The sequence below is a fragment of the Pantoea sp. genome (assembly GCF_032114055.1).
In the GTDB taxonomy this organism is placed as follows: Bacteria; Pseudomonadota; Gammaproteobacteria; order Enterobacterales; family Enterobacteriaceae; genus Pantoea.
In genome coordinates this window covers 426712-448321 of the sequence record NZ_DAMCTB010000001.1, presented here as the reverse complement: position 1 = coordinate 448321, position 21610 = coordinate 426712, and the positions used below count along the sequence as shown (strand labels likewise).

General features: G+C 56.8%; 21 protein-coding genes. 11 read left to right on the top strand and 10 right to left on the bottom strand.

The annotated features are described in order from the left end of the window. The first annotated feature begins 9 nt into the window (after nucleotides 1-9). From prfA to kdsA, 5 genes are read left to right on the top strand one after another with little or no spacing between them, the layout of a single operon-like run. Entirely contained in the window at nucleotides 10-1092 is a 1083-nt protein-coding gene (gene prfA, locus RT657_RS02110; RefSeq protein WP_313652108.1) for a peptide chain release factor 1, read from the top strand. Continuing rightward, complete coding sequence (gene prmC / locus RT657_RS02105; protein ID WP_313652106.1) at nucleotides 1092-1925, top strand: peptide chain release factor N(5)-glutamine methyltransferase; 834 nt, start codon at nucleotides 1092-1094, stop codon at nucleotides 1923-1925. The genes prfA and prmC overlap by 1 nt, the downstream gene beginning before the upstream one ends. Before the next feature lie 23 nt (nucleotides 1926-1948). Beyond that, nucleotides 1949-2341, top strand: a complete 393-nt coding sequence (locus tag RT657_RS02100; RefSeq protein ID WP_313652104.1) for a SirB2 family protein — start codon at nucleotides 1949-1951, stop codon at nucleotides 2339-2341. A 1-nt stretch (nucleotide 2342) separates the two neighbouring features. Beyond that, on the top strand, nucleotides 2343-3152 hold the full coding sequence (sirB1, locus tag RT657_RS02095; protein ID WP_313652102.1) for an invasion regulator SirB1: 810 nt from the start codon (nucleotides 2343-2345) through the stop codon (nucleotides 3150-3152). Nucleotides 3153-3177: 25 nt separating this feature from the next. Further along, nucleotides 3178-4032, top strand: a complete 855-nt coding sequence (kdsA, locus tag RT657_RS02090) for a 3-deoxy-8-phosphooctulonate synthase (protein ID WP_313652099.1) — start codon at nucleotides 3178-3180, stop codon at nucleotides 4030-4032. A gap of 60 nt (nucleotides 4033-4092) precedes the next feature. Here the strand turns inward: kdsA and chaA are convergent, their stop codons facing one another. Continuing rightward, a complete protein-coding gene (gene chaA, locus RT657_RS02085) occupies nucleotides 4093-5184 on the bottom strand; it encodes a sodium-potassium/proton antiporter ChaA (RefSeq protein WP_313652097.1) in 1092 nt (363 codons plus the stop codon). A 372-nt stretch (nucleotides 5185-5556) separates the two neighbouring features. On the opposite strand from chaA, the gene chaB reads away from it, so the two are divergent. Further along, entirely contained in the window at nucleotides 5557-5787 is a 231-nt protein-coding gene (gene chaB, locus RT657_RS02080; protein WP_313652095.1) for a putative cation transport regulator ChaB, read from the top strand. 223 nt (nucleotides 5788-6010) lie between these two features. After that, complete coding sequence (locus tag RT657_RS02075; RefSeq protein ID WP_313652093.1) at nucleotides 6011-6685, top strand: gamma-glutamylcyclotransferase; 675 nt, start codon at nucleotides 6011-6013, stop codon at nucleotides 6683-6685. A gap of 54 nt (nucleotides 6686-6739) precedes the next feature. On the opposite strand, the gene RT657_RS02070 is transcribed toward RT657_RS02075, so the two are convergent. From RT657_RS02070 to RT657_RS02030, 9 genes are all read right to left on the bottom strand, one after another. Further along, nucleotides 6740-8164, bottom strand: a complete 1425-nt coding sequence (locus RT657_RS02070) for a protein kinase domain-containing protein (protein WP_313652091.1) — start codon at nucleotides 8162-8164, stop codon at nucleotides 6740-6742. Nucleotides 8165-8208: 44 nt separating this feature from the next. Continuing rightward, a complete protein-coding gene (locus RT657_RS02065) occupies nucleotides 8209-9162 on the bottom strand; it encodes a hypothetical protein (RefSeq protein WP_313652089.1) in 954 nt (317 codons plus the stop codon). Nucleotides 9163-9176: 14 nt separating this feature from the next. Next, nucleotides 9177-9953 carry a serine/threonine-protein phosphatase gene (locus RT657_RS02060; RefSeq protein WP_313652087.1) on the bottom strand — a complete coding sequence of 259 codons (777 nt, stop codon included), beginning with the start codon at nucleotides 9951-9953 and terminating at the stop codon, nucleotides 9177-9179. Then, on the bottom strand, nucleotides 9950-11086 hold the full coding sequence (tagH, locus tag RT657_RS02055) for a type VI secretion system-associated FHA domain protein TagH (protein WP_313652085.1): 1137 nt from the start codon (nucleotides 11084-11086) through the stop codon (nucleotides 9950-9952). Before tagH ends, RT657_RS02060 begins: the two co-directional genes overlap by 4 nt. Nucleotides 11087-11122: 36 nt before the next feature. After that, nucleotides 11123-11821, bottom strand: a complete 699-nt coding sequence (gene tagF / locus RT657_RS02050) for a type VI secretion system-associated protein TagF (protein WP_313652082.1) — start codon at nucleotides 11819-11821, stop codon at nucleotides 11123-11125. 7 nt (nucleotides 11822-11828) lie between these two features. Continuing rightward, on the bottom strand, nucleotides 11829-13949 hold the full coding sequence (gene tssM, locus RT657_RS02045; RefSeq protein WP_313652080.1) for a type VI secretion system membrane subunit TssM: 2121 nt from the start codon (nucleotides 13947-13949) through the stop codon (nucleotides 11829-11831). Further along, on the bottom strand, nucleotides 13950-15167 hold the full coding sequence (gene icmH / locus RT657_RS02040) for a type IVB secretion system protein IcmH/DotU (RefSeq protein WP_313652077.1): 1218 nt from the start codon (nucleotides 15165-15167) through the stop codon (nucleotides 13950-13952). 85 nt (nucleotides 15168-15252) lie between these two features. Beyond that, nucleotides 15253-15744, bottom strand: coding sequence for an SH3 domain-containing protein (locus tag RT657_RS02035; RefSeq protein ID WP_313652075.1), 492 nt, complete (start codon nucleotides 15742-15744; stop codon nucleotides 15253-15255). 667 nt (nucleotides 15745-16411) lie between these two features. Continuing rightward, nucleotides 16412-17224 (bottom strand): DeoR/GlpR family DNA-binding transcription regulator, encoded by an 813-nt coding sequence (locus RT657_RS02030; protein WP_313652073.1) that lies wholly within the window; start codon nucleotides 17222-17224, stop codon nucleotides 16412-16414. Nucleotides 17225-17575: 351 nt separating this feature from the next. Between RT657_RS02030 and RT657_RS02025 the strand changes: the two genes are divergently transcribed. The 4 genes from RT657_RS02025 to RT657_RS02010 are packed head-to-tail and all read left to right on the top strand — an operon-like array spanning nucleotide 17576 to nucleotide 21564. Further along, entirely contained in the window at nucleotides 17576-18373 is a 798-nt protein-coding gene (locus RT657_RS02025; RefSeq protein WP_313652071.1) for a GolD/DthD family dehydrogenase, read from the top strand. Between the two features lie 55 nt (nucleotides 18374-18428). Then, complete coding sequence (locus RT657_RS02020; RefSeq protein WP_313652069.1) at nucleotides 18429-19364, top strand: D-ribose ABC transporter substrate-binding protein; 936 nt, start codon at nucleotides 18429-18431, stop codon at nucleotides 19362-19364. A 45-nt stretch (nucleotides 19365-19409) separates the two neighbouring features. Next, on the top strand, nucleotides 19410-20021 hold the full coding sequence (locus RT657_RS02015; protein ID WP_313652692.1) for a DUF2291 domain-containing protein: 612 nt from the start codon (nucleotides 19410-19412) through the stop codon (nucleotides 20019-20021). A gap of 10 nt (nucleotides 20022-20031) precedes the next feature. Continuing rightward, nucleotides 20032-21564: a sugar ABC transporter ATP-binding protein gene (locus RT657_RS02010; RefSeq protein WP_313652067.1), complete on the top strand. Its 1533-nt coding sequence runs from the start codon at nucleotides 20032-20034 to the stop codon at nucleotides 21562-21564. Nucleotides 21565-21610: the final 46 nt, after the last annotated feature.

Here is a 21610-nt window from a genome sequence, read left to right as displayed (position 1 = left end):
CACATTTAAATGAAAACCTCGATAGTTGCCAAACTGGAAGCGCTGCAGGAGCGCCACGAAGAAGTGGAGGCGATGCTGGGCGATGCTGGCGTGATCGCCGATCAGGAACGTTTCCGTGCGCTGTCACGCGAATATGCGCAGCTGACCGACGTGAGCCGTTGTTTCCGCGACTGGCAGCAGGTGCAGGACGATATCGACACCGCGCAGCAGATGCTTGATGATCCGGAAATGCGCGACATGGCGCAGGAAGAGTTACAGGAAGCGCGTGAGAAAAGCGAAGCCCTTGCGCAGCAGTTGCAGGTTCTGCTGCTGCCCAAAGATCCCGATGACGAGCGTGCCTGTTTCGTCGAAGTGCGCGCCGGAACCGGCGGCGACGAGGCGGCGATCTTTGCAGGCGACCTGTTCCGGATGTACAGCCGCTATGCGGAAACGCGGCGCTGGCGTGTGGAAATCGTCAGCGCCAATGAGGGCGAGCACGGCGGTTATAAAGAAGTCATTGCCCGTATCACTGGCGACGGTGCTTATGGCCGCATGAAATTTGAATCAGGCGGACACCGCGTGCAGCGTGTGCCGGAAACCGAATCTCAGGGTCGTATCCACACCTCTGCCTGTACCGTCGCTGTCATGCCAGAGATTCCGGAAGCGGAACTGCCTGAGATTAACGCCGGGGATCTGAAAATCGATACCTTCCGCTCATCCGGCGCAGGCGGTCAGCACGTTAACACCACCGATTCCGCAATCCGTATCACCCACCTGCCAACCGGTATTGTGGTGGAGTGCCAGGACGAACGTTCCCAGCATAAGAACAAAGCCAAAGCGCTGGCAGTGCTGGGTTCGCGGATCCACGCTGCGGAGATGGCCCGTCGTCAGGCCGCCGAAGCCAGTACCCGCCGCAATCTGTTAGGCAGCGGCGATCGTTCCGACCGTATCCGTACCTATAACTTCCCGCAGGGCCGCGTCACTGACCACCGCATCAACCTGACCATCTACCGTCTGGATGAAGTGATGGAAGGCAGGATTGACAGCCTCATTGAGCCGATCGTGCAGGAGTACCAGGCGGATCAGCTGGCGGCGCTGGCTGGTCAGGAGTGATGGATATTCGTCACTGGCTGAAACAGGCTGTCGCCACGCTCTGCGGCGGCGACAGTCCTAAGCGTGACGCTGAGATCCTGTTAGGTTTCGTGACCGGTAAATCCCGCAGCTGGTTAATTGCCTTTGATGAAACGGTGCTCAGTGCCGACCAGCTCGCGCAGCTGGAGCGCCTGCTGGCGCGTCGTGCACGGGGTGAACCGGTGGCGCATCTGGTCGGCGAGCGCGAGTTCTGGTCGCTGCCCCTGCGGGTCAATGACGCCACGCTGATTCCGCGTCCCGATACTGAGCTGCTGGTGGAACAGGCGCTGCTGCACCTGCCCGCGACCCCGTCGACGATTCTGGATATGGGCACCGGCACCGGGGCGATTGCGCTGGCGCTGGCCAGCGAGCGGCCTGACTGTCAGGTCACTGGCCTTGACCGAATCGCCGCCGCCGTTGAGCTGGCAAACAGCAACGCGCAGCATCTCAGCCTGAGCAATACCACCTTTCTGCTCAGCCACTGGTTTCAGGCGCTGACGCCACAGCGGTTTACCCTCATTGCCAGTAACCCTCCCTATATCGACGCCAGTGATGTTCATCTGGAGCAGGGCGATGTGCGTTTTGAACCACGCAGTGCGCTGGTGGCGGATGAGGCGGGACTGGCGGATCTGCGCACGCTGATCGAAGAGGCGCCCGAATGGCTGCTGCCGGGCGGCTGGCTGCTGCTGGAGCACGGCTGGCAGCAGGGCGAGGCGGTAGCTGCGCTGATGCGACAGACCGGTTATCGCGACGTTGAAACCGTTACGGATTACGGCGGCAATCCGCGCGTGACCTTAGGACAGTTCTCTCTTTAAATGCATGCTGAAAAGGATTCCTGATGGCTGCTTTTTATCCCCTGATTAAAAATCTGCATCTGGCCACGGTGTGGATTACCGTAACGCTGTTTCTGCTGCGCTTTTACTGGCAGCGGCAGGGATCGGCGATGCTGACCCGCCGCTGGGTGCGTATTCTGCCGCACATTAACGACACGCTGCTGCTGGTGAGCGGCGTCTCGCTGATGATGATAGCCCGCTTCTATCCCTTCACACCGCAAGGAAGCTGGCTGACGGAGAAGCTTTTAGCGGTTATCATCTACATCGCCTTAGGATTTGTGGCATTGAGTCGCCGTCCACGTACTGATCGCACCCGATGGATCGCTTTTCTGATCGCGTTAATCGCTCTGGTGGCCATCATTACGCTGGCGCTGACCAAAATGCCGTTATGGGGATAGCATGACCTCGACCGAACAACTAGATTTCAGCCAGACACCGCTATGTGAAGCAGTCATTGGCGCAACGCTTGCCATCCGGGCCGATTTCCCGGCGCTGTCGGTGGAAGCACAACTTGCGGCATTAGTCGCCGAAGCCCGTGACTATGTCAGCCCTGTACAGGATGCCGACCTGCAGCTCGAAACGTTGCTGGATCTGTTTTATCGTCAGTGGGGATTTGGCGGCGCCAGCGGCGTCTACAATCTCTCTGATGCACTCTGGATCGACAATGTCCTGAAGACCCGTCAGGGCACTGCGGTGTCACTCGGTGTTATCCTGCTGCACATTGCTGCTGAACTGGAACTGCCCCTGATGCCGGTGATCTTCCCGACGCAGCTGATTCTGCGCGCCGACTGGATCGATGGCGATAAGTGGATGATCAATCCGTTTAATGGCGAAACGCTCGATCGCCATACGCTGGAAGTGTGGCTCAAAGGTAACATCAGTCCGACAGCGCGCCTCTATGATGACGACCTCGACGAAGCCAAAACCGTCACCGTGATGCGTAAAATGCTCGACACGCTGAAAGCGGCGCTGATGGAAGAGAAGAAGATGGAGCTGGCGCTGAACGTCAGTCAGGTGCTGTTGCGCATCGATCCGGACGATCCTTACGAAATTCGCGATCGCGGTTTGATCTACGCGCAGCTGGAGTGTGAGCATATCGCCCTGAATGATTTAAACTACTTCGTTGAGCAGTGTCCTGAAGACCCGGTCAGCGAGATGATTAAAGTTCAGATTCACGCAATCGAACAAAAACAGGTCACGCTGCACTAAGCGGACCCTCAGAAAAGGAAAGGGCATGACACAGAAAGTCGTGAGTATTGGCGAGATCAAGGTAGCAAACGATCTGCCATTTGTGCTGTTTGGCGGAATGAACGTGCTGGAGTCGCGCGACCTGGCGATGCGCATCTGCGAGCATTACGTCACCGTCACCAATAAACTCGGTATTCCTTACGTTTTTAAAGCCTCTTTTGACAAGGCAAACCGCTCCTCTATTCACTCTTACCGTGGTCCGGGCCTGGAAGAGGGAATGAAGATTTTCCAGGAGCTGAAGCAGACCTTCGGCGTAAAAATTATCACCGACGTGCACGAAGCCGCTCAGGCGCAGCCGGTTTCTGAGGTAGTGGATGTGATCCAGCTGCCCGCCTTCCTGGCGCGTCAGACCGATCTGGTGGAAGCGATGGCGAAAACCGGTGCGGTCATCAACGTCAAGAAGCCGCAGTTTGTCAGCCCTGGCCAGATGGGTAACATCGTGGACAAGTTCGCTGAAGGCGGCAACGAGAAAGTCATCCTGTGCGACCGCGGCAGCAACTTCGGTTACGACAATCTGGTTGTTGATATGCTCGGCTTTAACGTGATGAAGAAAGTCACCCACAACAGCCCGGTGATTTTTGACGTGACCCACGCGCTGCAGACCCGCGATCCCTTTGGTGCGGCATCCGGTGGTCGTCGCGCGCAGGTGGCTGAACTGGCACGTGCCGGTATGGCTGTCGGCATCGCCGGCCTGTTTATCGAAGCGCATCCGGATCCGGACCATGCCCTGTGTGACGGCCCATCCGCGCTGCCGCTGGATAAGCTGGAGCCGTTCCTGGTGCAGATGAAAGCGATTGACGATCTGGTCAAAAGCTTTGCAGAAATCGATACCAGCAAATAAACGTTGCGGTAAAAAAAAGAGCGAATCCTCGCTCTTTTTTTTCGTCTGTTAGCTGAAGATTTACAGCATGATAGTCATCAGATAGCCAATAAAGAGGGCCAGATGCGCGGCACCGTTCAGCACATTAGTACGTCCCGTGGAGAAGGCGATCTGACAGAGAAGCAGCGAGGCCATCATAATCACCATCTGCGGCGGCTCCAGCCCAAAGATGAGCTCCTGACCGGTCAGGGTTGCAATAATGGTCACCGCGGGGACGGTTAACGAGATAGTCGCCAGTACCGACCCGAAAAACAGGTTCATCGCCCGCTGTACCTGATTCATCAGCACGGCTTTGATCGCGCCCAGCCCCTCTGGTGAGAGGATCAGCAGGGCCACCAGGAAGCCGGTAAACTGCGCCGGGGCATTCATTTCTGTCAGCAGGTTTTCCAGCGTGTTGGCATTCATTTTGGTCACGGTAATGACCGCAATCAGGTGAACGATCAGCCAGACGGTGTGCCAGACGCTGCTGTGGGCGGAAGGCTTGCCATGATGCGGGTCGCCATCGTCGCTCTCATCTTCATGCTCATAGACAAACAGGCTCTGGTGGGTTTTTGTCTGGATCAGCAGGAAAACGCCATACATGGCTGCAGAAATGGCAGCAATCAGTAAAGCCTGAGTGGTGGAGAAGTTGCCGCCCGGCAGCGCATTGGGAAACACCAGCACCAGAATTGCCAGCGGAAAGATCGCAATCAGATATTGCTTTACGCCTGCAAGATTCACGTACTGGGTCGCAAATTTATTGCCGCCCAGCAGCAGCGCAAAGCCTACCAGCCCGCCGGTGACAATCATTACGATCGAATAAAGCGTATCGCGCATCAGGCCGGGTGCGGCATCGCCGGTTGCCATCAGCGCCGAGATCAGGCTGACTTCCAGAATCACTACCGAGAGGCTCAGGATCAGGGAGCCGTAGGGTTCGCCAAGCCGGTGCGCCAGAACATCTGCGTGACGCACCACACTGAACGCGCTGCTCAGAATAGCGATCAGCGCCACGATATTGATACCAACCACGACAGGGAATGACGTATCAGCACCAAAGAAATAGAGGATTCCCAGCGTGATAAGAGGAAATATCAGCGAGAACTCCTTGTGTCGGGTTTTTTCATGTACAGGCATTCACCATCCTCTCTGGTTAATGGTTATCCGGGAACAGCGGATGCTGTTGTTAAAAATATAATCAGTTTCAGGGTAGTTCGCAGTTTATCTTTTCACCGGCCTGAACAGGAGAAATTTACTACTTTTTACTTAAACAGCATAATAACGCGAAGCAGGGCTAACCAGCGGTTATGTGAAATATTGCATTCAGAATCAGCAAAAAAGCGCTTTCACTTATTCAGCTATCTGACAATTTACTGCCAGTAAACGCCATTCTAAACAGGGTTTGTCAGGGTTAAAGGCTGCTTTTTATCTTAACCGGCAATAAATTACAGTTTGTAATCTGCCAGGTCTGCGCCAGGCTTAAAAGGAATCCATCACACAGGAGCCGTTATGCCTTACTCAACCCGCACCGACCTACCCGATAACGTTAAACACGTTCTGCCCGCGCATGCTCAGGAAATCTATCAGCAGGCATTTAACAGTGCCTGGGAGCAGTATAAAGAGGCGGAAGATCGTCGCGGCGATGACTCACGGGAGGAGGTCGCTCACAAGGTGGCCTGGTCAGCCGTAAAAAAAGAGTATGAAAAAGGGGATGATGATAAGTGGCATCGCAAAAAATGATCGGCTGCTAGCTGCTTTAACATAAAGGGCCAGGTGTTTCTGGCCCTTTTTTGTTTCTGCGCTATCAGTTTTATCTGTTATTTTTTAATCTGCGACCGGAATCACGCTTGAAACCCTGCAGAGAAATAGATTACTGTCGATTAATGAACGAAACGCAGTGCCGTTTTGGCCATCATGTTACAGGAGCTTTTCGCAGGACGCCGTTGACGTTGAGGAGGTCGCATTGCTTACCCGGGAATTTCTACTAAAAGCGGATTGTAAAACGTCGTTCGGGGACATCGAAGAGACGCTGCTATGGAGTTGTGAGCAGCGTGCGGCCTCGCTGGCAGCCACGCTGGCCTGTCGTCCCGATCGCAGCCCGGTGTGGATCTTTGGCTACGGCTCACTGATGTGGAATCCGATTTTTGAGGCGGATGAAGTCGCCTCCGGCTCGCTGGAGGGCTGGCATCGCGCGTTCTGCCTGCGGCTGACTGCCGGACGCGGTACCGCCGCGCATCCCGGCCGGATGCTGGCGCTGAAGCAGGGCGGACGGACGTCGGGTCTGGCGTTCCGGCTGCCGGAAGCACGGTTGCAGGAAGAACTGATGCTGCTGTGGAAGCGTGAAATGATTACCGGCTGCTATCTGCCGACATGGTGTGAGCTGCAGCTGGAGGATGGACGCAGCGTGACGGCACTGACCTTTATTATGGACCCGCGCCATCCGCTCTATGAATCGGACTCCTGCCCGGAGGCAATAGCGCCCCTGATCGCGGCGGCCAGTGGTCCGCTGGGTACGAATGCGCAGTATCTGTTTGCCCTGGAAGAGGAGCTGAGCCGGCGCGGTATGCAGGAGGAGAATCTGAGCCGGCTGGCGCAGCAGGTGCGGATGCTACAGCAAGCCTGGCCGAAGCAGGCCTGAGCAGGATCAGAGCAGAAGGGTGCGACAGGGTCGCGCCCTTTTTTGATCCGGCGGTCAGTTACCCGGGTTAATCAGCCAGGTGCCGGGCTTATCGATCGTCAGGGACTGGCTATGGGTCTGGCTGCCATTGCTGACATCAATTTTATACTCTCCTGCGGCCAGGTTCAGCGCTGCAAATCCGCTGCTGCCGGGTTTCACCTCCACCGGCTGTCCGTTCAGCATCACGCTCTCGCCGCTCACAAGTTTAAGGTAGACCGTGGCCAGCGCCGCCGGCGTAGCCGCCTCAGGCGTTACGGGCGTTGCCTGCGGCGCAGCCGCACGCGTGTCCACCTGCTTTGGTGCGGCGTCGGGACGATTAGTCAGCCAGACGGTGACCCCCACCGCCAGTAAAGCCACGGCGGCCAGGGCCAGCAATCCCGGCGACAGCCGCCGCACCGCGCGCGGCGTCACAGGCTCAGCCGAAGCGGAGGCCGGATTCATCGCCATCACCACCGGCGCTGTCGCCTCAATGGGTTCCTCAACCGGCAATGCGGGCGGTTCGCCCGGCTTCGGGAAACTGTTTACTACCGCCTCGACATCGCTGACGGGCAGGTCGATGAGCGCGGCAAAAGCATCAATGGTCTGCGGGCGATCGCCGGGTTTCATTGCCAGCGCACAGTCGATGGCATGCAGCAGAGGCAGTGAATAGCCCTCTGGCTGGCGTTCTGTCAGAGGCTGATAATTATCTTCGATGCAGCGTACCACGCTGACCGGTGGCGGGTTGCCGGTAATCAGACTATGCAGCACCGCGCCCAGCGCGTAGATGTCCGTCCACGGCCCCTGTTCGATTTCACCCTCTTCGCTGTACTGCTCAATCGGCGCAAAGCCGGGTTTAAGCATGATTTCCGTTTCGTCGGAGAGGTTACCAATTTCCTTACGCGCTGAGCCAAAATCGAGCAGCACCGGCAGCTGGTTTTCCTGAATCTGAATATTGTCGAGCGAGATATCGCGATGCAGATACCCGGCCTGATGGATGGTACTGATAGCACCCAGCAGGGGCGGTAGCAGGCGACGGATCCAGGTCTCAGAGATCGACGCCGGGCTGGTAAGCTGCCACTCTTTCAGCGTCATACCGCTGTAATAGAGCGTGCCCATATATGCGGTGCCGTTCTGCTCCCAGAAACGCAGCACATGCAGCAAGCCGGGATGATTGAAACGGGCCAGCAGCCGGGCCTCCTGAATAAAACTGTTCAGTCCGGCATTGAACAGCTTCTGGAAACGCTCACCGCGCAGTTCCAGCGTTAAGTCGGCGGTACGGACCGCCAGCGAAACCGGCATGTACTCTTTGATGGCAATCGTGCGTTCAAGCTGGTGATCCCAGGCACGGTAGACGATGCCAAAGCCGCCGCCGCCGATCACTTCTTTAATCTCAAACTCATTGAAGCGGTATCCGTCAGGCAGGGCATTTGGAACGGTTTTCGGATTATCATTTGCCGACATAGTGAACTCTCTGTACACGGCCTGCTCGCCAGGCTGCGCGGTAATTAATTGATGTTACGCCAGGCACCGATGGCGGGATCGGCCAGATCCGCATGCAGGGTGTCGATAAGCAACACATTCACTTTTTGCTGTGGCATGAAATAGGGCGCCCACTGACTGCGCAACGTATCGACTCGCGATTTCACGGCGTCAGCATCCTGCTGCGCAGCATTCTTATCCATTTTAATCAACAGGGCACCATTGAAACGCCAGACATGCTGGCGGGTATCAAAGGGCAGCACCAGCCAGCTGTCCGCGGCGTCTGCGCGCGTGACGATCATGCGCTGGTTGTTCGCAGCAATGACCTCCAGCTTGCTGTCCGGAATGGTCAGGTTGGCGACAGGATAGCCCTGGTAGAACGTGACAGCCACTGGCGTCCTCTGATCCGGCGTGGCCAGCATCAGCTCGCTTTTACCCTCTGCCCAGCCATCCGGCGAGCAGTGCTGTTTACTGACGTCCGGAATAAACAGGGTCCGGGCATTTTCACTCCAGGCGGTGCGGAAATGGCAGCCGCTGGGGAGATCAAAATGTTGCAACGGCGTGCTGTCAGCGGGTCGTGACAGATCAAGCGGTGCGGCGTTCGTTTCGCTGGCGCTGGCTGTGGCATCGGCCATCACGATAGGCCGCCAGTTCTGCAGTTTACTGGCGCTCCCGCTGGCCAGCACGCCGCCCTCTTTGTTGGTCATCTGCCAGGGCAGCTCATCCAGTAAGCCGCACTGATTCGCGAGCAGAGTGCCGACACGGGGTAAAAAGGTGGTCAGCACCGCTGAATCCTTGCTTTTGCCGGAGACAATGCGCAGCGGCAGCGTCTCTTTACACCAGTCATCAGGCGCTTTGCTCACCACATTGTCGATGTAGACCTCCAGCGCCAGGCTGGGGGAGTAGACAACACGATAATTTTCAGCCTGGGCGTGAAAGGCAATCAGCAGAGTCATGATGCCGGGCAACCACAGTTTCATAAGAATCCTTGGAATCAAAATCGAGGCGGCAGGAAGCGCGCCGAATCAGCCAGTGAATAGAGCAGCGTTGCCTCTTCCGGCTCACCAATCCAGACCGCCAGGGCGCTGAGATTGTCTTTCTTAACATTGCGGCTTACCGCCTGTTCCATCAGGGCCAGCCACTCTTCGCAGGCATTGACCATGCGCAGCGCCTGTTCCATTTCACCGCTGGTCAGGTTCAGCCAGAAACCGTCGGTGCAGACCAGAAACGCATCGCCATCCTCCAGAGCAATCTCCTGCGAGAAGCTCACTAAGCGAGGCGGCTCAGCGCCGAGCGCATTATAAAGTAAATTACTGTTAATGCCGGTATTTTCATAGCCTGCTTCTTTGAGTTGCTGCGCCAGGCTGTGGTCACGGGTGACCTCATGCAGCACGCCACGCCGGAAGTGATAAACCCGGCTATCACCGGCATGCGCCCACCATGCGCGCTGTTTTTCGCGGTCGATAAACAGGGCCGCCAGTGTGGTGCTCATACGGGAATATTTCGGATTTTTACCCTGTGCCTCGTGAAGTACGGCGCGGCACTGTTCAACCGCCTCACGGGTACGTTCCGGCGTAAAGGTGTCATATACCTGTAGCTGGCTTAGCAGGGTGTCACGTACCAGCTGCGCCGCCACCTCACCGCCAGGCAGACCGGCCACCCCATCACAGACCACGAAACAGGCTTTGCGCTCATCCAGCTCTGCGCCAGTGCGATCCTGATTCTCATCACGCAGGCCCTGCTGACAGCGGCTGGCAAAAACGATCTTCATGCTTCATCTACCCGCGTTTGAGAATCTTTATACTGATTGACCTCCATGTCGTAGGCATGAAGGAAAGCTTCACCAAACAGCGTATGGAAATCATCATCGATCTCACCCGCTGTTCTCTGGTAGTTACGAATAAAGTAGTCCCACAGCGCCGCCTTTTTCACTGTAGAGAAGGGCAGTTTTGACAATACGCCATCGGCGCGCGCCTGCTCCTCCAGCCGCTGCGGATTAAAGGATTGCAGCATCGCCGCGATAATCGCGCGGATACCGGCAATCATGCCCAGCTGGTGGGCCTGCAGATCGACCAGCGCATCGCGCACAGCCTGTTCCGGCGGCATAAAGCCAGGCATCTGACTCTGGTACATCTGCATCAGTACGGTTTTGCCGGATGGCAGGATCTTAAACGGATTGTTGGCCTCGTTGAGGATCATCGTCATGTCCGCTTTGACGCCGCGCTTGAGGATAGATCGTGATGAGAGCAGCGCCACGGTACCCTGCGAAAAGAGGCTTAACATCCGGCCCGTAATGCGCATCTGCTCTTCATCCACTGGCGTAGCGTGGCCGTTGCTCAGCCCCATTCCCTCAAGCAACGCCGCGACAAGCCTGTCCTGATCGACCGGCTGCGCCATCAGCGCCCGGCGCGGCTCACTGGCCTGCGGATCAATCGCCAGCCGTGCGTCGGTGTGGCGCTCATGGCGTGAAGGTGTCGCCTCGCTGACCAGCAGCGCGGCCTCCACGTCGGGAGGGTCCTGAATACCCAGCGGATTGGCAGGGTCGTCATTGTCGCCGGCAAACAGCGCCAGGGGGTCGCTCGGTATACTCTGGCAGGCGGGATCACGCACCTCCAGCGTATAGTCGCCGATCCGCAGCGCATCACCATGCTTCAGCAGCACCTGCATGCCGCGTCCCAGCGTCAGGCCGTTATGTTCGACCGGCGTGACGCTGCCCTGATTGGTCAGGCGGCACTCGCCGTCATGCGACAGGTGAACCAGCGCCTGCAGCCGTGAAATCGCGCGTGTCTCATCCGGCAGCACCAGATCGTTGTCCTGACTGCGGCCAATGGTGCCGCCAGGTGGCTGAAACGCGACGCTTCTGACCGGAACATCCGTAGTGCATTGCACAATGGTAAATTGCATGAGTTATCCCAGATTAGACGGCAAACGCATCCGGCCTCATTCGAACATCGGAGGATAGAGGCCATTACGCCCCGGCTGTGAACCTGCAGCCGGGTTAAACAGTAACGAAAACAGTTGCGCCGTGAGGTTGCCGCTATGCTTGTGAGTCGCATGGGTAAAACCATCACTGCGGTTACTCCACCAGTAGCTTATGTGCTGCTGTGGATCGAAACGTTCAGCCACTTCACGCCAGCTCAGCGTACAGGGCAGATCCTGAAAACCAATCACGTCCATGATTTCCGACGGCTTTCTCGCAGGCACCATCAGCGGCGGCAGGGCCTGAATATGCTGTTCAAGTTGCTCACCGTTCAGCGGTGTCTGAACCGCCTGCAACAGCGTTGCACCCAGATCCTGAAACCAGTCCCCGGAGATGGCGAGCTGGGCAGAATGCCACTGCGCCAGCGAAAAACTGTGCAGCGCCAGCAGCGGCCAGGCGCGCCCGACACGGTCGCAGGAGGGCAGCAAGCAGCCCATCTGAATCTGCGGCCGGGTTGCGGTGACGGGCAGAACAAAGTTCCACACCGGCGCGTTAAGAAAGTTCGCGCTTAACGACCAGGCCTGCTGATGCCAGTGCAATAATCCCTGCTGGAACCAGTGGTTCCATGGGCCGATCTGTTGTTCGCTCAGCCGGCGATGCAAAAAGTCCCCGGTCGACGGCAGCTTGCCATACCAGCCGGGAGCCGTGTGAGCCGCCATATTCACCTCACCATGACCCGCTATGCGGGTTCGCCTGCGGTGCCGGATGCGCTGGCGTCACGGCCAGCATAGCCCCGGACTGACCCGCTATGTTCAGATTCTCAGCCAGCTTGCGCATCATCAGGGCATTATCCCGCGCATAAGGCGACGACTGTATCTGTTGATCCAGCAGCTGACTCAGATGCCAGTCCAGCTGTTGCAAATCGCGGGCGCTGACTGTATCAGGCAGACTTCGCTGTAAATTCTGCAGCAGCCAGGCTCGCAAAAATTCGCCATCATAATTTCGCGGCTGATAGAGCATCTGATAAGCGCGAAGCGCATTGCGGCTATAGGCGTTGTCATCGCCCGGATCGTTGCGCAGGATATTGGTAATCTGCTGGGCGACCCGGGGCAGCAACAGAGACTTAAGCGCATTTTGATAAAGCACCCAGGCGGCATCGCTGACCTGACTGCCGCGATATAAGCCAGCCCGCATAGTAAGCGGCGGATTATCGAGAGAAAAATGTGCTGACAGCGGCAGCTTTACCAGATTATTCAGAAAGGGTAGCAGATCAAAAATATTATCAGCAGGCTGATGAATCACCTGCTGACTTTGTGTGCGAATAGCCGGTATCCGCGCAGCAATCTGCTGAAGATAGTGCTGGTTCTGATAGTAGCTGAGGCTCCAGAGGCCGCTGGCAATCAGTAGCGCGCCTGCCAGCACACCGTAGCCTATCCAGTGGAAAAGCTGATTACGATATTCCCAGCGACGGTTGCTGCCCGCCAGGCCACTCTCTTTGAAAATCAGATCGCTCAACAGGTCACGAATAAAGAAGCTCTGGCCTTTGTTGCCAGGAATCGGGCTGTTACGGTTCACGCTATCCCAGGCGGCGATAGAGTGTTCACCTGCCTGACGAAGCTGCAGTTTGCGGCTCAGTTCACCCATGACCCGATCAAATGGCAGGCCTTCCTGGGTACCACTGGTAAAGAAGAGGCCACGCGGGCTCCAGGCGACGGCATCCTGATGTTCAGAAAAGACAATATCCAGATATTCATTCAGCAGTGAACGCAGTGAGGCGAACTCCTGCGGAAAGAGGAAGCACTCAGCGCGCTCGTTGAGGTCGCGTTCCTGTGCCATCTGCTCCGCCAGCTGCTCTTGCAGTTGCTCTTCAAGCCGTCTGAACTGCTGATTAAAATGGTTATGCCAGTCATCTCTGTGAGGCTTAGCCGGTTCCCGGTTAAAGGTAAAACCCCAGATCGCGTCACGTCGTGCTTTATCGATTGTGCCGAAATAGCTCATGAAGCCTTTGAGCAGATCGGTTTTGGTCACCATCACATAGACCGGGAAATGAATGCCGGTCTGCTGATGCAGCTCCGCCATGCGTTCACGCAGCGCGCTGGCCTGAGCGAAACGCGCTTCGGCAGAGTCACTCAGCAGGTCGGCCACGCTGATGGTCATGATGACACCGTTGATCGGCTGGCGGGTGCGATAACGTTTAAGCAGATTAATAAAGGTGTGCCACTCCGCCGCATCGCGCACGCGCTGGCTCTCCTGAAGCGCATAGCGACCGGCTGTGTCGATCAACACTGCACTATCGGTAAACCACCAGTCGCAGTTGCGGGTCCCGCCGACGCCACGAACGGCGGTTTTCCCCAGCGTGTCGGTTAGTGGAAAATCGAGACCAGCGTTAAACAGCGCGGTGGTCTTGCCGGCGCCCGGCGCGCCCATCACCAGGTACCAGGGTAACTGATAGAGATAACTGGCGTTGACACGCGAAAGCAGGCTGCCGCTGTGGCGACGGCCAAACTGGGTGCGCTTGAGCTGCATTACCGCTTCGCTGAAGCGATGATTAAGCCGTTCCTCTGTGATCTGGCGCTCTGCCGGATCGTCGTGGCTGCTCACCTGAAGCTGCGTCAGCAGGCGGCTGTTAAACCAGGCACGGTAAAGTGCCGGAATCAGCTGAAACAGGATCCAGAGAAAGTAGAGAACGCCTACGGTGAGCTGGCGAGGCAGCACGGATTCCAGCGGGCGGGATTCATCCCATGACCAGAAGGGCCCGAGCATCCAGACCAGGCAACTGAGCGCCGTGACGCCAATAAAGCTCCACAGCAGGCGATGCGTTAGCAGCAGGCGAAGGGAAGCGCGCATTTATTGTGCTCCTTGATGATTACTGAGCGTTTCTGGCGCGGCAAACAACGTGATTTCAACGCGGCGGTTGCGGGTACGGTTTTCGCTGCTGTCGTTGGGCAGAAGCGGATCGCTGTCGCCACGGCCTTCAGATCGCACCGTATGGCCGTCAGCCAGCTGTAGCTGGAGCAACTGGGTAATGGCGCGTGCACGGGCAAAGGAGAATTCGTAGCTGGAGGCAAAGCGGCTGTTATCCACCGGGCGATCGTCCGTAAAGACCGAAACCAGAATGGTGCCTTTTACATCTTTCATCGCGGCGGAGACACGGGCGATGAGGGCGCGGCCCACGGGGTTGATGACCGTGCCCTGTTCGGCGAAGAGTTTGTCCGCCGGAATAATCACTTTGCTGCCGAATGCGCCGTCGCTGACTTCAAGCTGTCCGGCGGCAATGACATCGTTCAGGCGCTGGCGCAGGTCGAGCAGCGCCTGCGGAGAAGAGGGACGGCGGCCTGCCGTGATCTGCGGAAGCGGCATCTGATAGATGGTGCGCAGCAGCGGTTCGGCAGCATTACCGAGCCGCCAGTTCAGACCGCTGTAGATCAGACAGCCGATCAGTGCGACCAGCATGGCACAGGCCCAGAGCGGCACCATCGGGCGGGCCAGGGTGCTGACCAGCGGGTGCACCTCTACCAGCGGCGGTTGCGGCGTCTGACGCTGCGCGCGCGTCTCATCAATCAGGGTCTTGAGGCGCTTACGGATGCCTTCGCACTGGATGCGGCCGTTTTCACTGCCGCGATAGCGGCCTTCATAGCCCAGCAGCAGGCAGTATTGCACGACCTCCAGCAGCCAGAGGTGCTGTTGTGGACTCTGTGAAATGCGTGACAGAAGCTGGAAGAATTTTTCGCCGCCCCAGCTTTCGTTATGGAAGGTGACCAGCATACCGTTGCCTGACCACACGCCGCGTGTGCCCCAGGGGGTTTGTGCCGCCGCTTCATCCAGGGCGCTACAGATGCAGTAACGTGCACCGATAATCATCTCGAAGGGGAGTCCTGCCTGTTTGCAGCGTTGTTCAAACTGGCGGATTTCATCAATCAGTGACTGGCGCAGCCCTGCAGGATCGTCATGAGTCGCTGCCTGCCGGATTTGCACCACGGCGTTCAGCAGTGGCGCGGCAGCCTGCAGCAACAGATTCTCATTGCCTGAGGGAGGCGCTTCACGCGCCGGGGATTCCACAGTCATTAATTTGCGATCTTCCAGCCAATGGCAACACCCTGTCCCCGCAGAGCGGAACAGTGCTGCGGGCAATATGCGCCGGATTTCATAATCAGTCTAAGATCCAGGTCGCGGTATCGTTAGTCCGACAGGCTTTACTGGCACCGCCAACGGCGACACAAACTTGTTTCGCTTTGCGCGGACGGGGACGATCGCTCTGCAGGGTGGCATCGTAACGGCTGCTTTCCACGCCTGCCTTCAGGGGGACATAACCAATTAACGGGCCATCAGCCTGATCGGCAATCGCCAGCCAGTTATGTTCGACGTTACCCAGGACTTCAAAGGGTTTGCCTGTTTCAAGATAGCGGACCACTTTGCCACCGTAGTCAGGCGAGGTCATAACGGAGGCACTATAGAGCGCCCGCCAGGTCTGGTTAACCGGTTCGAATTCAGTCGGTGCCGCGACAGCATGTCGATGGACCAGTTTGACGCCGTTAATTTCGCTGGTCACCAGCGTATCGTCTGTAACGGGCGGCGGCGGGGCCTTACAGCCTGCCAGGGTAAGCACCGCCAGCAGCGTTAACGCAAGACTCTTTTTCACCATGTTCCTCGTGATCTCATCAAAGTATCTGCATATTGCCAGGCCCAATGCAGGAGGCGCTGTGTATCGCGCCGCATCGTGCCGAAATTCTGTTAAAGAAATAAGGTCAGATTACATCAGGATAGTAACGCGATTAGTCTACCTAAGACTTTTGAGAATTCAAACCATTGCGCCTGCTGACGATGCGTGTTACCGGACACTTTGGACGCGGGTTTCGGTGCAGGAAAAGCGCCAGCGAAAGCGATAGTTTAACCGAACTGAATGATCGCAGGGTAAAAGTTATTCTGACTGATGTTATGCATTCTGGCACGCAATGAATTCAACTGGAAACTATTAATTTTTTCTAATGCCTTTCGAGCGAAAAATTTTATCGATTTGCGTTATGAAACGCATAAAAATCAGAATTTACGCGCCTGTTCTGGCCCCCTTTTTTCCAGATAACGGCACGCCTTTTGCTTCAGCGGTGTTTTAATGAGGAGAGGCGGTTTCGGGGAGCGCGGTGTCTCGTGCAGGAAAGGCCTGTCCAGTCGCAAAGGGAACCCGCTTTCCTGCAGATCGGGTTCGCCATCCCTGGCTCGCACACTTTGCGCGTCAGGCAGGTCTTTCCTGCCCGCTTCACTGTGGTGCGTAGTTTAACGGATGGGGTTTTCGCTGCCGCCCCGATAGCCGGTTACATCGCCCGCTTCAGTGGCAAGGGGGCCACCAGCACTTTTACGCCCAGTGCTTCAAACGCGCTAACCTGCGCGGCACTGATACCGCTGTCGGTGATCAGGTAATGGATGTTGCTCCAGTCGCACGGCAGCGCAAACATCGATACCTTGTCGATTTTGCTGGAGTCCGCGACCACATAAACCGTGCTGGCGGAGTTAATCATCGCCAGTTTGACCTTGATGTCGGTTTCACTTGGAAAGCTCAGCCCCAGTCGTGGTGATATGCAGGCCGTCGCCAGGAAGAGTTTTTCGGCCAGCACGTTTTCAAAGAAGCTGGCGGCTTTTTCACCGGAGGTGGAGAGCGTCGGAAATTTAAAGGTGCCGCCGGTCAGCAGGATATTAATCCCTGGCTCACCGCCGAGTTTCAGCGCGATATTGACCGCTGTCGTGACCACAGAGAGACGACGAATATGGCTGATGGCATCCGTAATCGCCGTCGTGGTGGTACCGGAGTCAAAAATCACGGTATCACCATTTTCGATATGCTGTGCGGCAAGCCGGCCAATCGCTTCTTTCTCTTCCAGATGCGTCTGACGTTCCAGCAGCATTGCGCCGGTGTTCTGTTTACCCGTCATCAGCGTTGCACCACCGTGGTAGCGCTGCACAAAACCCTGTTTTTGCAGCATACGCAGGTCACTGCGTAACGTCGCTTCGGTCAGCCCAAACGTCTCTGTCAGCGCTTTGACCGTCACCGTGCCATCTTCACGGATCATTTCCAGAATTTTCTCGCGGCGTTGCTGCATGTCAGCGAGCTGCTCACTTTTGCTTTTCAATCGAAATGCTCCCTTTTCCAATCATCTGTCGGTTCGGGCAAATAACGTTCCAGGGCTGAGTTTACCGCGCCATTTTTATGAATGCGAGATAGCCAGTGAGGGGTTTCGTTTTCGAACGAAAATAAAAAACAGACAGGCTGTTGAATCGTTCACGCTTTTCTGATTGCCTGCAACAAAGTTTATTTGCTTACTGCAAGCGAGATCACGCCTTTTCAACCAGATAAGCCAGGCCGGATGGCAAATGGTCGAAATTTGATCTGCCCCACATAACGTTTCTTTTCGATAGCATATATTTTTGTTCGAAAATGAATGCGTCACTGGCGGCAGCAAAAATCTGAGGGAGAGAGTGGGATGAGTGGTGAATATGACGTAAACCTGCGCTACGGCGTGGATACCGCACTGAATCTGGCTGACAAAGTGGCGGTCGTGACCGGCGGACTGGGCGGCATCGCCATGGCAACGAATGAGATGTTGCTGGAGAAAGGCGCACGTCTGGCACTGCTTTATCCACCGTTTGAGGCGGAAAAGGTCGCCAGCCTGCAGGCGGATTTCGACGCCGGACAGGTGCAGTTTATCTGTTGTGATGTGACGGATCCTGCGTCGGTGGACGCGGCGTTTGAGGCGGTGGTTTCCCACTATGGCCGGATCGACATACTGGTGAACTGTGCGGGCTACGTCATGCTGCAGCCGGTCATTGAAACGGATTTTGCCGAGTGGCAGAAGCAGATTGCGGTGAACCTCACCGGACCGTTTCTCTGTTCGCAGGCGGCAGCCCGGCTGATGATCCGGGCGGGCACGGGCGGAAAAATTATTAATATCGCCTCTCAGGCGGCCTCTATCGCAATTGATAACCATGTTGCTTACACCTCAGCCAAAGCCGGTCTGCTGGGCATGACCAAAGTGATGGCTAAAGAGTTTGCGCCGCACCGGATTAACGTCAATACCCTGTCACCCACTGTTGTCCTGACACCGATGGGCGAGAAAGCCTGGCGCGGCGAAAAGGGGGAACAGATGAAAAAACTGATCCCGCTGGGTCGCTTTGCCTACACCGATGAGATCGCCGCCGCCGTACTGTTTTTCGCCAGCAACGGCAGCGACATGATCACCGGCGCAGATTTAATGATCGATGGCGGCTTTACCATCTGGTAAGACCGACTCAACACCCGGGCCCCGATACCCTGCCATAACGATAAGAGAGAACATCATGAAAAACCGTACCCTGCTGTGTAGTGCCGTGGCTGCCTGTCTGCTGTCGCAGGCGGCGTTTGCCGCTGAAAAGGGCACCATTATGATTCTGGTTAACTCCCTCGATAACCCTTATTACGCCTCTGAAGCGAAAGGTGCCAATCTCAAGGCGCAGGCGCTCGGCTACAAAACCACGGTGTTGTCGCATGGTGAAGATGTCAAAAAACAGAGTGAACTGATCGACGCGGCCATCGGTAAGAAAGTACAGGGTATCGTGCTGGATAACGCCGACTCCACTGCCAGCGTTGCGGCGATTAAGAAAGCGAAGGATGCCGGTATTCCGGTGGTGCTGATCAACCGCGAAATCCCGGTAGATGATGTGGCACTGGTGCAGATCACCCATAACAACTTCCAGGCGGGCTCCGATGTCGCCAACGTTTTTGTTGAGAAGATGGGTGAAAAGGGTAAATACGCTGAACTCGCCTGCAATCTTGCAGACAACAACTGCGTGACCCGCTCGAAATCGTTCCACCAGGTACTGGATCAATATCCTGATATGCAGAGCGTGGCGCGCCAGGATGCGAAGGGCACGCTGATCGACGGCAAGCGCATCATGGACAGCATCCTGCAGGCACATCCGGACGTCAAAGGGGTGATCTGCGGCAATGGCCCGGTGGCGCTGGGCGCGATTGCGGCGCTGAAAGCCGCTGGCCGTAATGATGTCATCGTAGTGGGCATCGATGGCAGTAACGATGAACGCGATGCAGTGAAAGCGGGCACGCTGAAAGCGACGGTCATGCTGCAGGCGCAGGCCATCGCGGCTGAAGGGGTGACCGATCTGGATAACTATATCCAGAAGGGCGTGAAGCCGGAAAAACAGCGGGTGATGTTCCGCGGCATTCTGATTACCCCGGAAAACGCCAAAGGTGTTCAGGACTTTAACTATAAGTCGTAATTAACCGCTGTCGCGCCTGCGCAGGCAGGCGCCAGGGAGAAGATGATGTCCCGAAGAGTCTGGCTGTCGCTGCTGGTCATGCTGTTAAGCGGCTGCAAAATTGTGTCACAGCAGGAGCTGGCCGATTTAAAAAATCCCCCTAATCCGAAAATGGCAAATATCGATCAGCTCTGGCAGCAGAAACTGGTACCGCAGATTCAGGCGGAGGCCCGGCCGCTGGCGACGCTGATGAAATCGCTGCAGTCTGCCAAAGATTTTGACAGCGCCTGTCAGCAGTTTGGTTATCGCAGCCAGGCGGAAAATCCCTGCGTGTTCACTGTTTCGGTGCAGGGTGACGTGACGGCGCTTAATACGACGTCGCGCAGCGGAAAGATGACCGTAAAGGATGAATCAGGTGACAGTGTCACTATTCAGGCCGGGCCGATCATCCGCGGCACTGCGCTTCGGGATGTTTACCGGGGCGCAAGCTATCAGGACTTTAACGATCAGGTACTGTTTGGCGACTATGGCAAGGCCATTAACCAGCAAGCCTCCAGCCTGATGAAGCAGTTCGCGCCTAAAGTGGGCGATAAGGTGAAGGTCACGGGCGTGTTCAGCAGCTGGGACATTCCGCCGTCGCTGCCGGATATCACCCCGGCCGCGATTACCCGGCAGTAAGGAGCGGCAGATGCAGAGTTCTCAACCGCAGCAATCCGATGATGTGATCATCGAAACGCGCAATGTGTCGCGTCTCTATCCCGGCGTTACGGCGCTGGATCAGGTCAATTACCGTGTCTACCGCAACAAAGTCAATGTCCTGATCGGGGAGAACGGCGCGGGTAAATCCACCATGATGAAGATGCTGGCCGGGGTAGAAACGCCGTCGTCCGGCAAGATCCTGCTGGATGGCAGGGAGGTGGCGCTGAACTCCACCCATCAGGCGGAGAAGCACGGAATCAGCATTATTTTTCAGGAGCTGAATCTGTTCCCCAACATGAATGTGATGGACAACATCTTTATCGCCAACGAATTCTTTCAGCGCGGCGTGATTAACGAAAAGTATCAGTACGCGCTGGCGAAGTCGCTGCTGGAGCGGCTGCAGCTGGATGTCGATCCCTATGCGCCGCTGGGCGAGCTGGGTATCGGTCATCAGCAACTGGTGGAGATTGCCCGGGCGCTGTCGAAGGATACGCGGGTGCTAATCATGGATGAGCCCACCAGTGCGCTGAGTCAGTCAGAAGTCAAAGTGCTGTTCAGCGTCATCGACCAGCTGAAACGGCGCGGGGTCACCATTATCTACATCTCTCACCGGCTGGAAGAGCTGATGGAAATTGGCGATCACATCACTATTTTTCGCGATGGCCGCTTTATCAGCGAGCGCGAAGTGTGCGACGCCAGCGTGCCGTGGATTATTGCCCAGATGGTGGGCGACAAGAAAAAGCAGTTCGACTATCAGCCTGCGCCGCAGGGCGAAACGGTGCTGGAGGTGGAGGGGCTGACCGCGCTGCATCAGAACGGGGGTTACAAACTCAACGATGTCACCTTTACGCTGCGCAAGGGCGAGGTGATCGGCATCTATGGTCTGCTGGGGGCCGGACGCACCGAGCTGTTTAAGGGGTTGATAGGGCTGATGCCCTGTCAGTCGGGGCAGATCCGGCTGGCGGGCAGCAATCTGGCAAAACGTAGCTTCCAGCAGCGCCTGAAAAGCGGGCTTGCGCTGGTGCCCGAAGATCGCAAGGGCGAAGGGGTCATTGAGCTGATGTCGATCACCGCCAACATGACGCTTTCCGACTTCAGTCTGCGCGGGTTTCGCCGGGCGCTGGGGCGGCTGCATCCGGGCCGGGAGCAGCAGCGGGTCAGCGAAATGATTGGTCATCTGGCGATTAAGGTCAGCAACCCTGAACTGCCCGTAACGTCGCTGAGCGGCGGCAATCAGCAGAAGGTGGTGCTGGGTAAGGCGCTGATGACCGGGCCACAGGTGGTTCTGCTGGATGAGCCTACGCGCGGCATTGATGTCGGCGCGAAAACCGATGTGTATCACCTGATTGGCAATCTGGCTCAGCAGGGGCTGGCAGTGATGTTTTCCTCCTCCGAACTCGATGAGGTGATGGCGCTGGCGGACCGTATTCTGGTCATGGCCGATGGCCGCATTACGGCTGACCTGCCACGCGCAGCGGTGACGCGGGAACAGCTGATTGCCGCATCAACCCCGCAGGATTAAAAGCCTGTCAGGGCTATTTTATTTGTCAGTCAGAACGCGAGCCGTG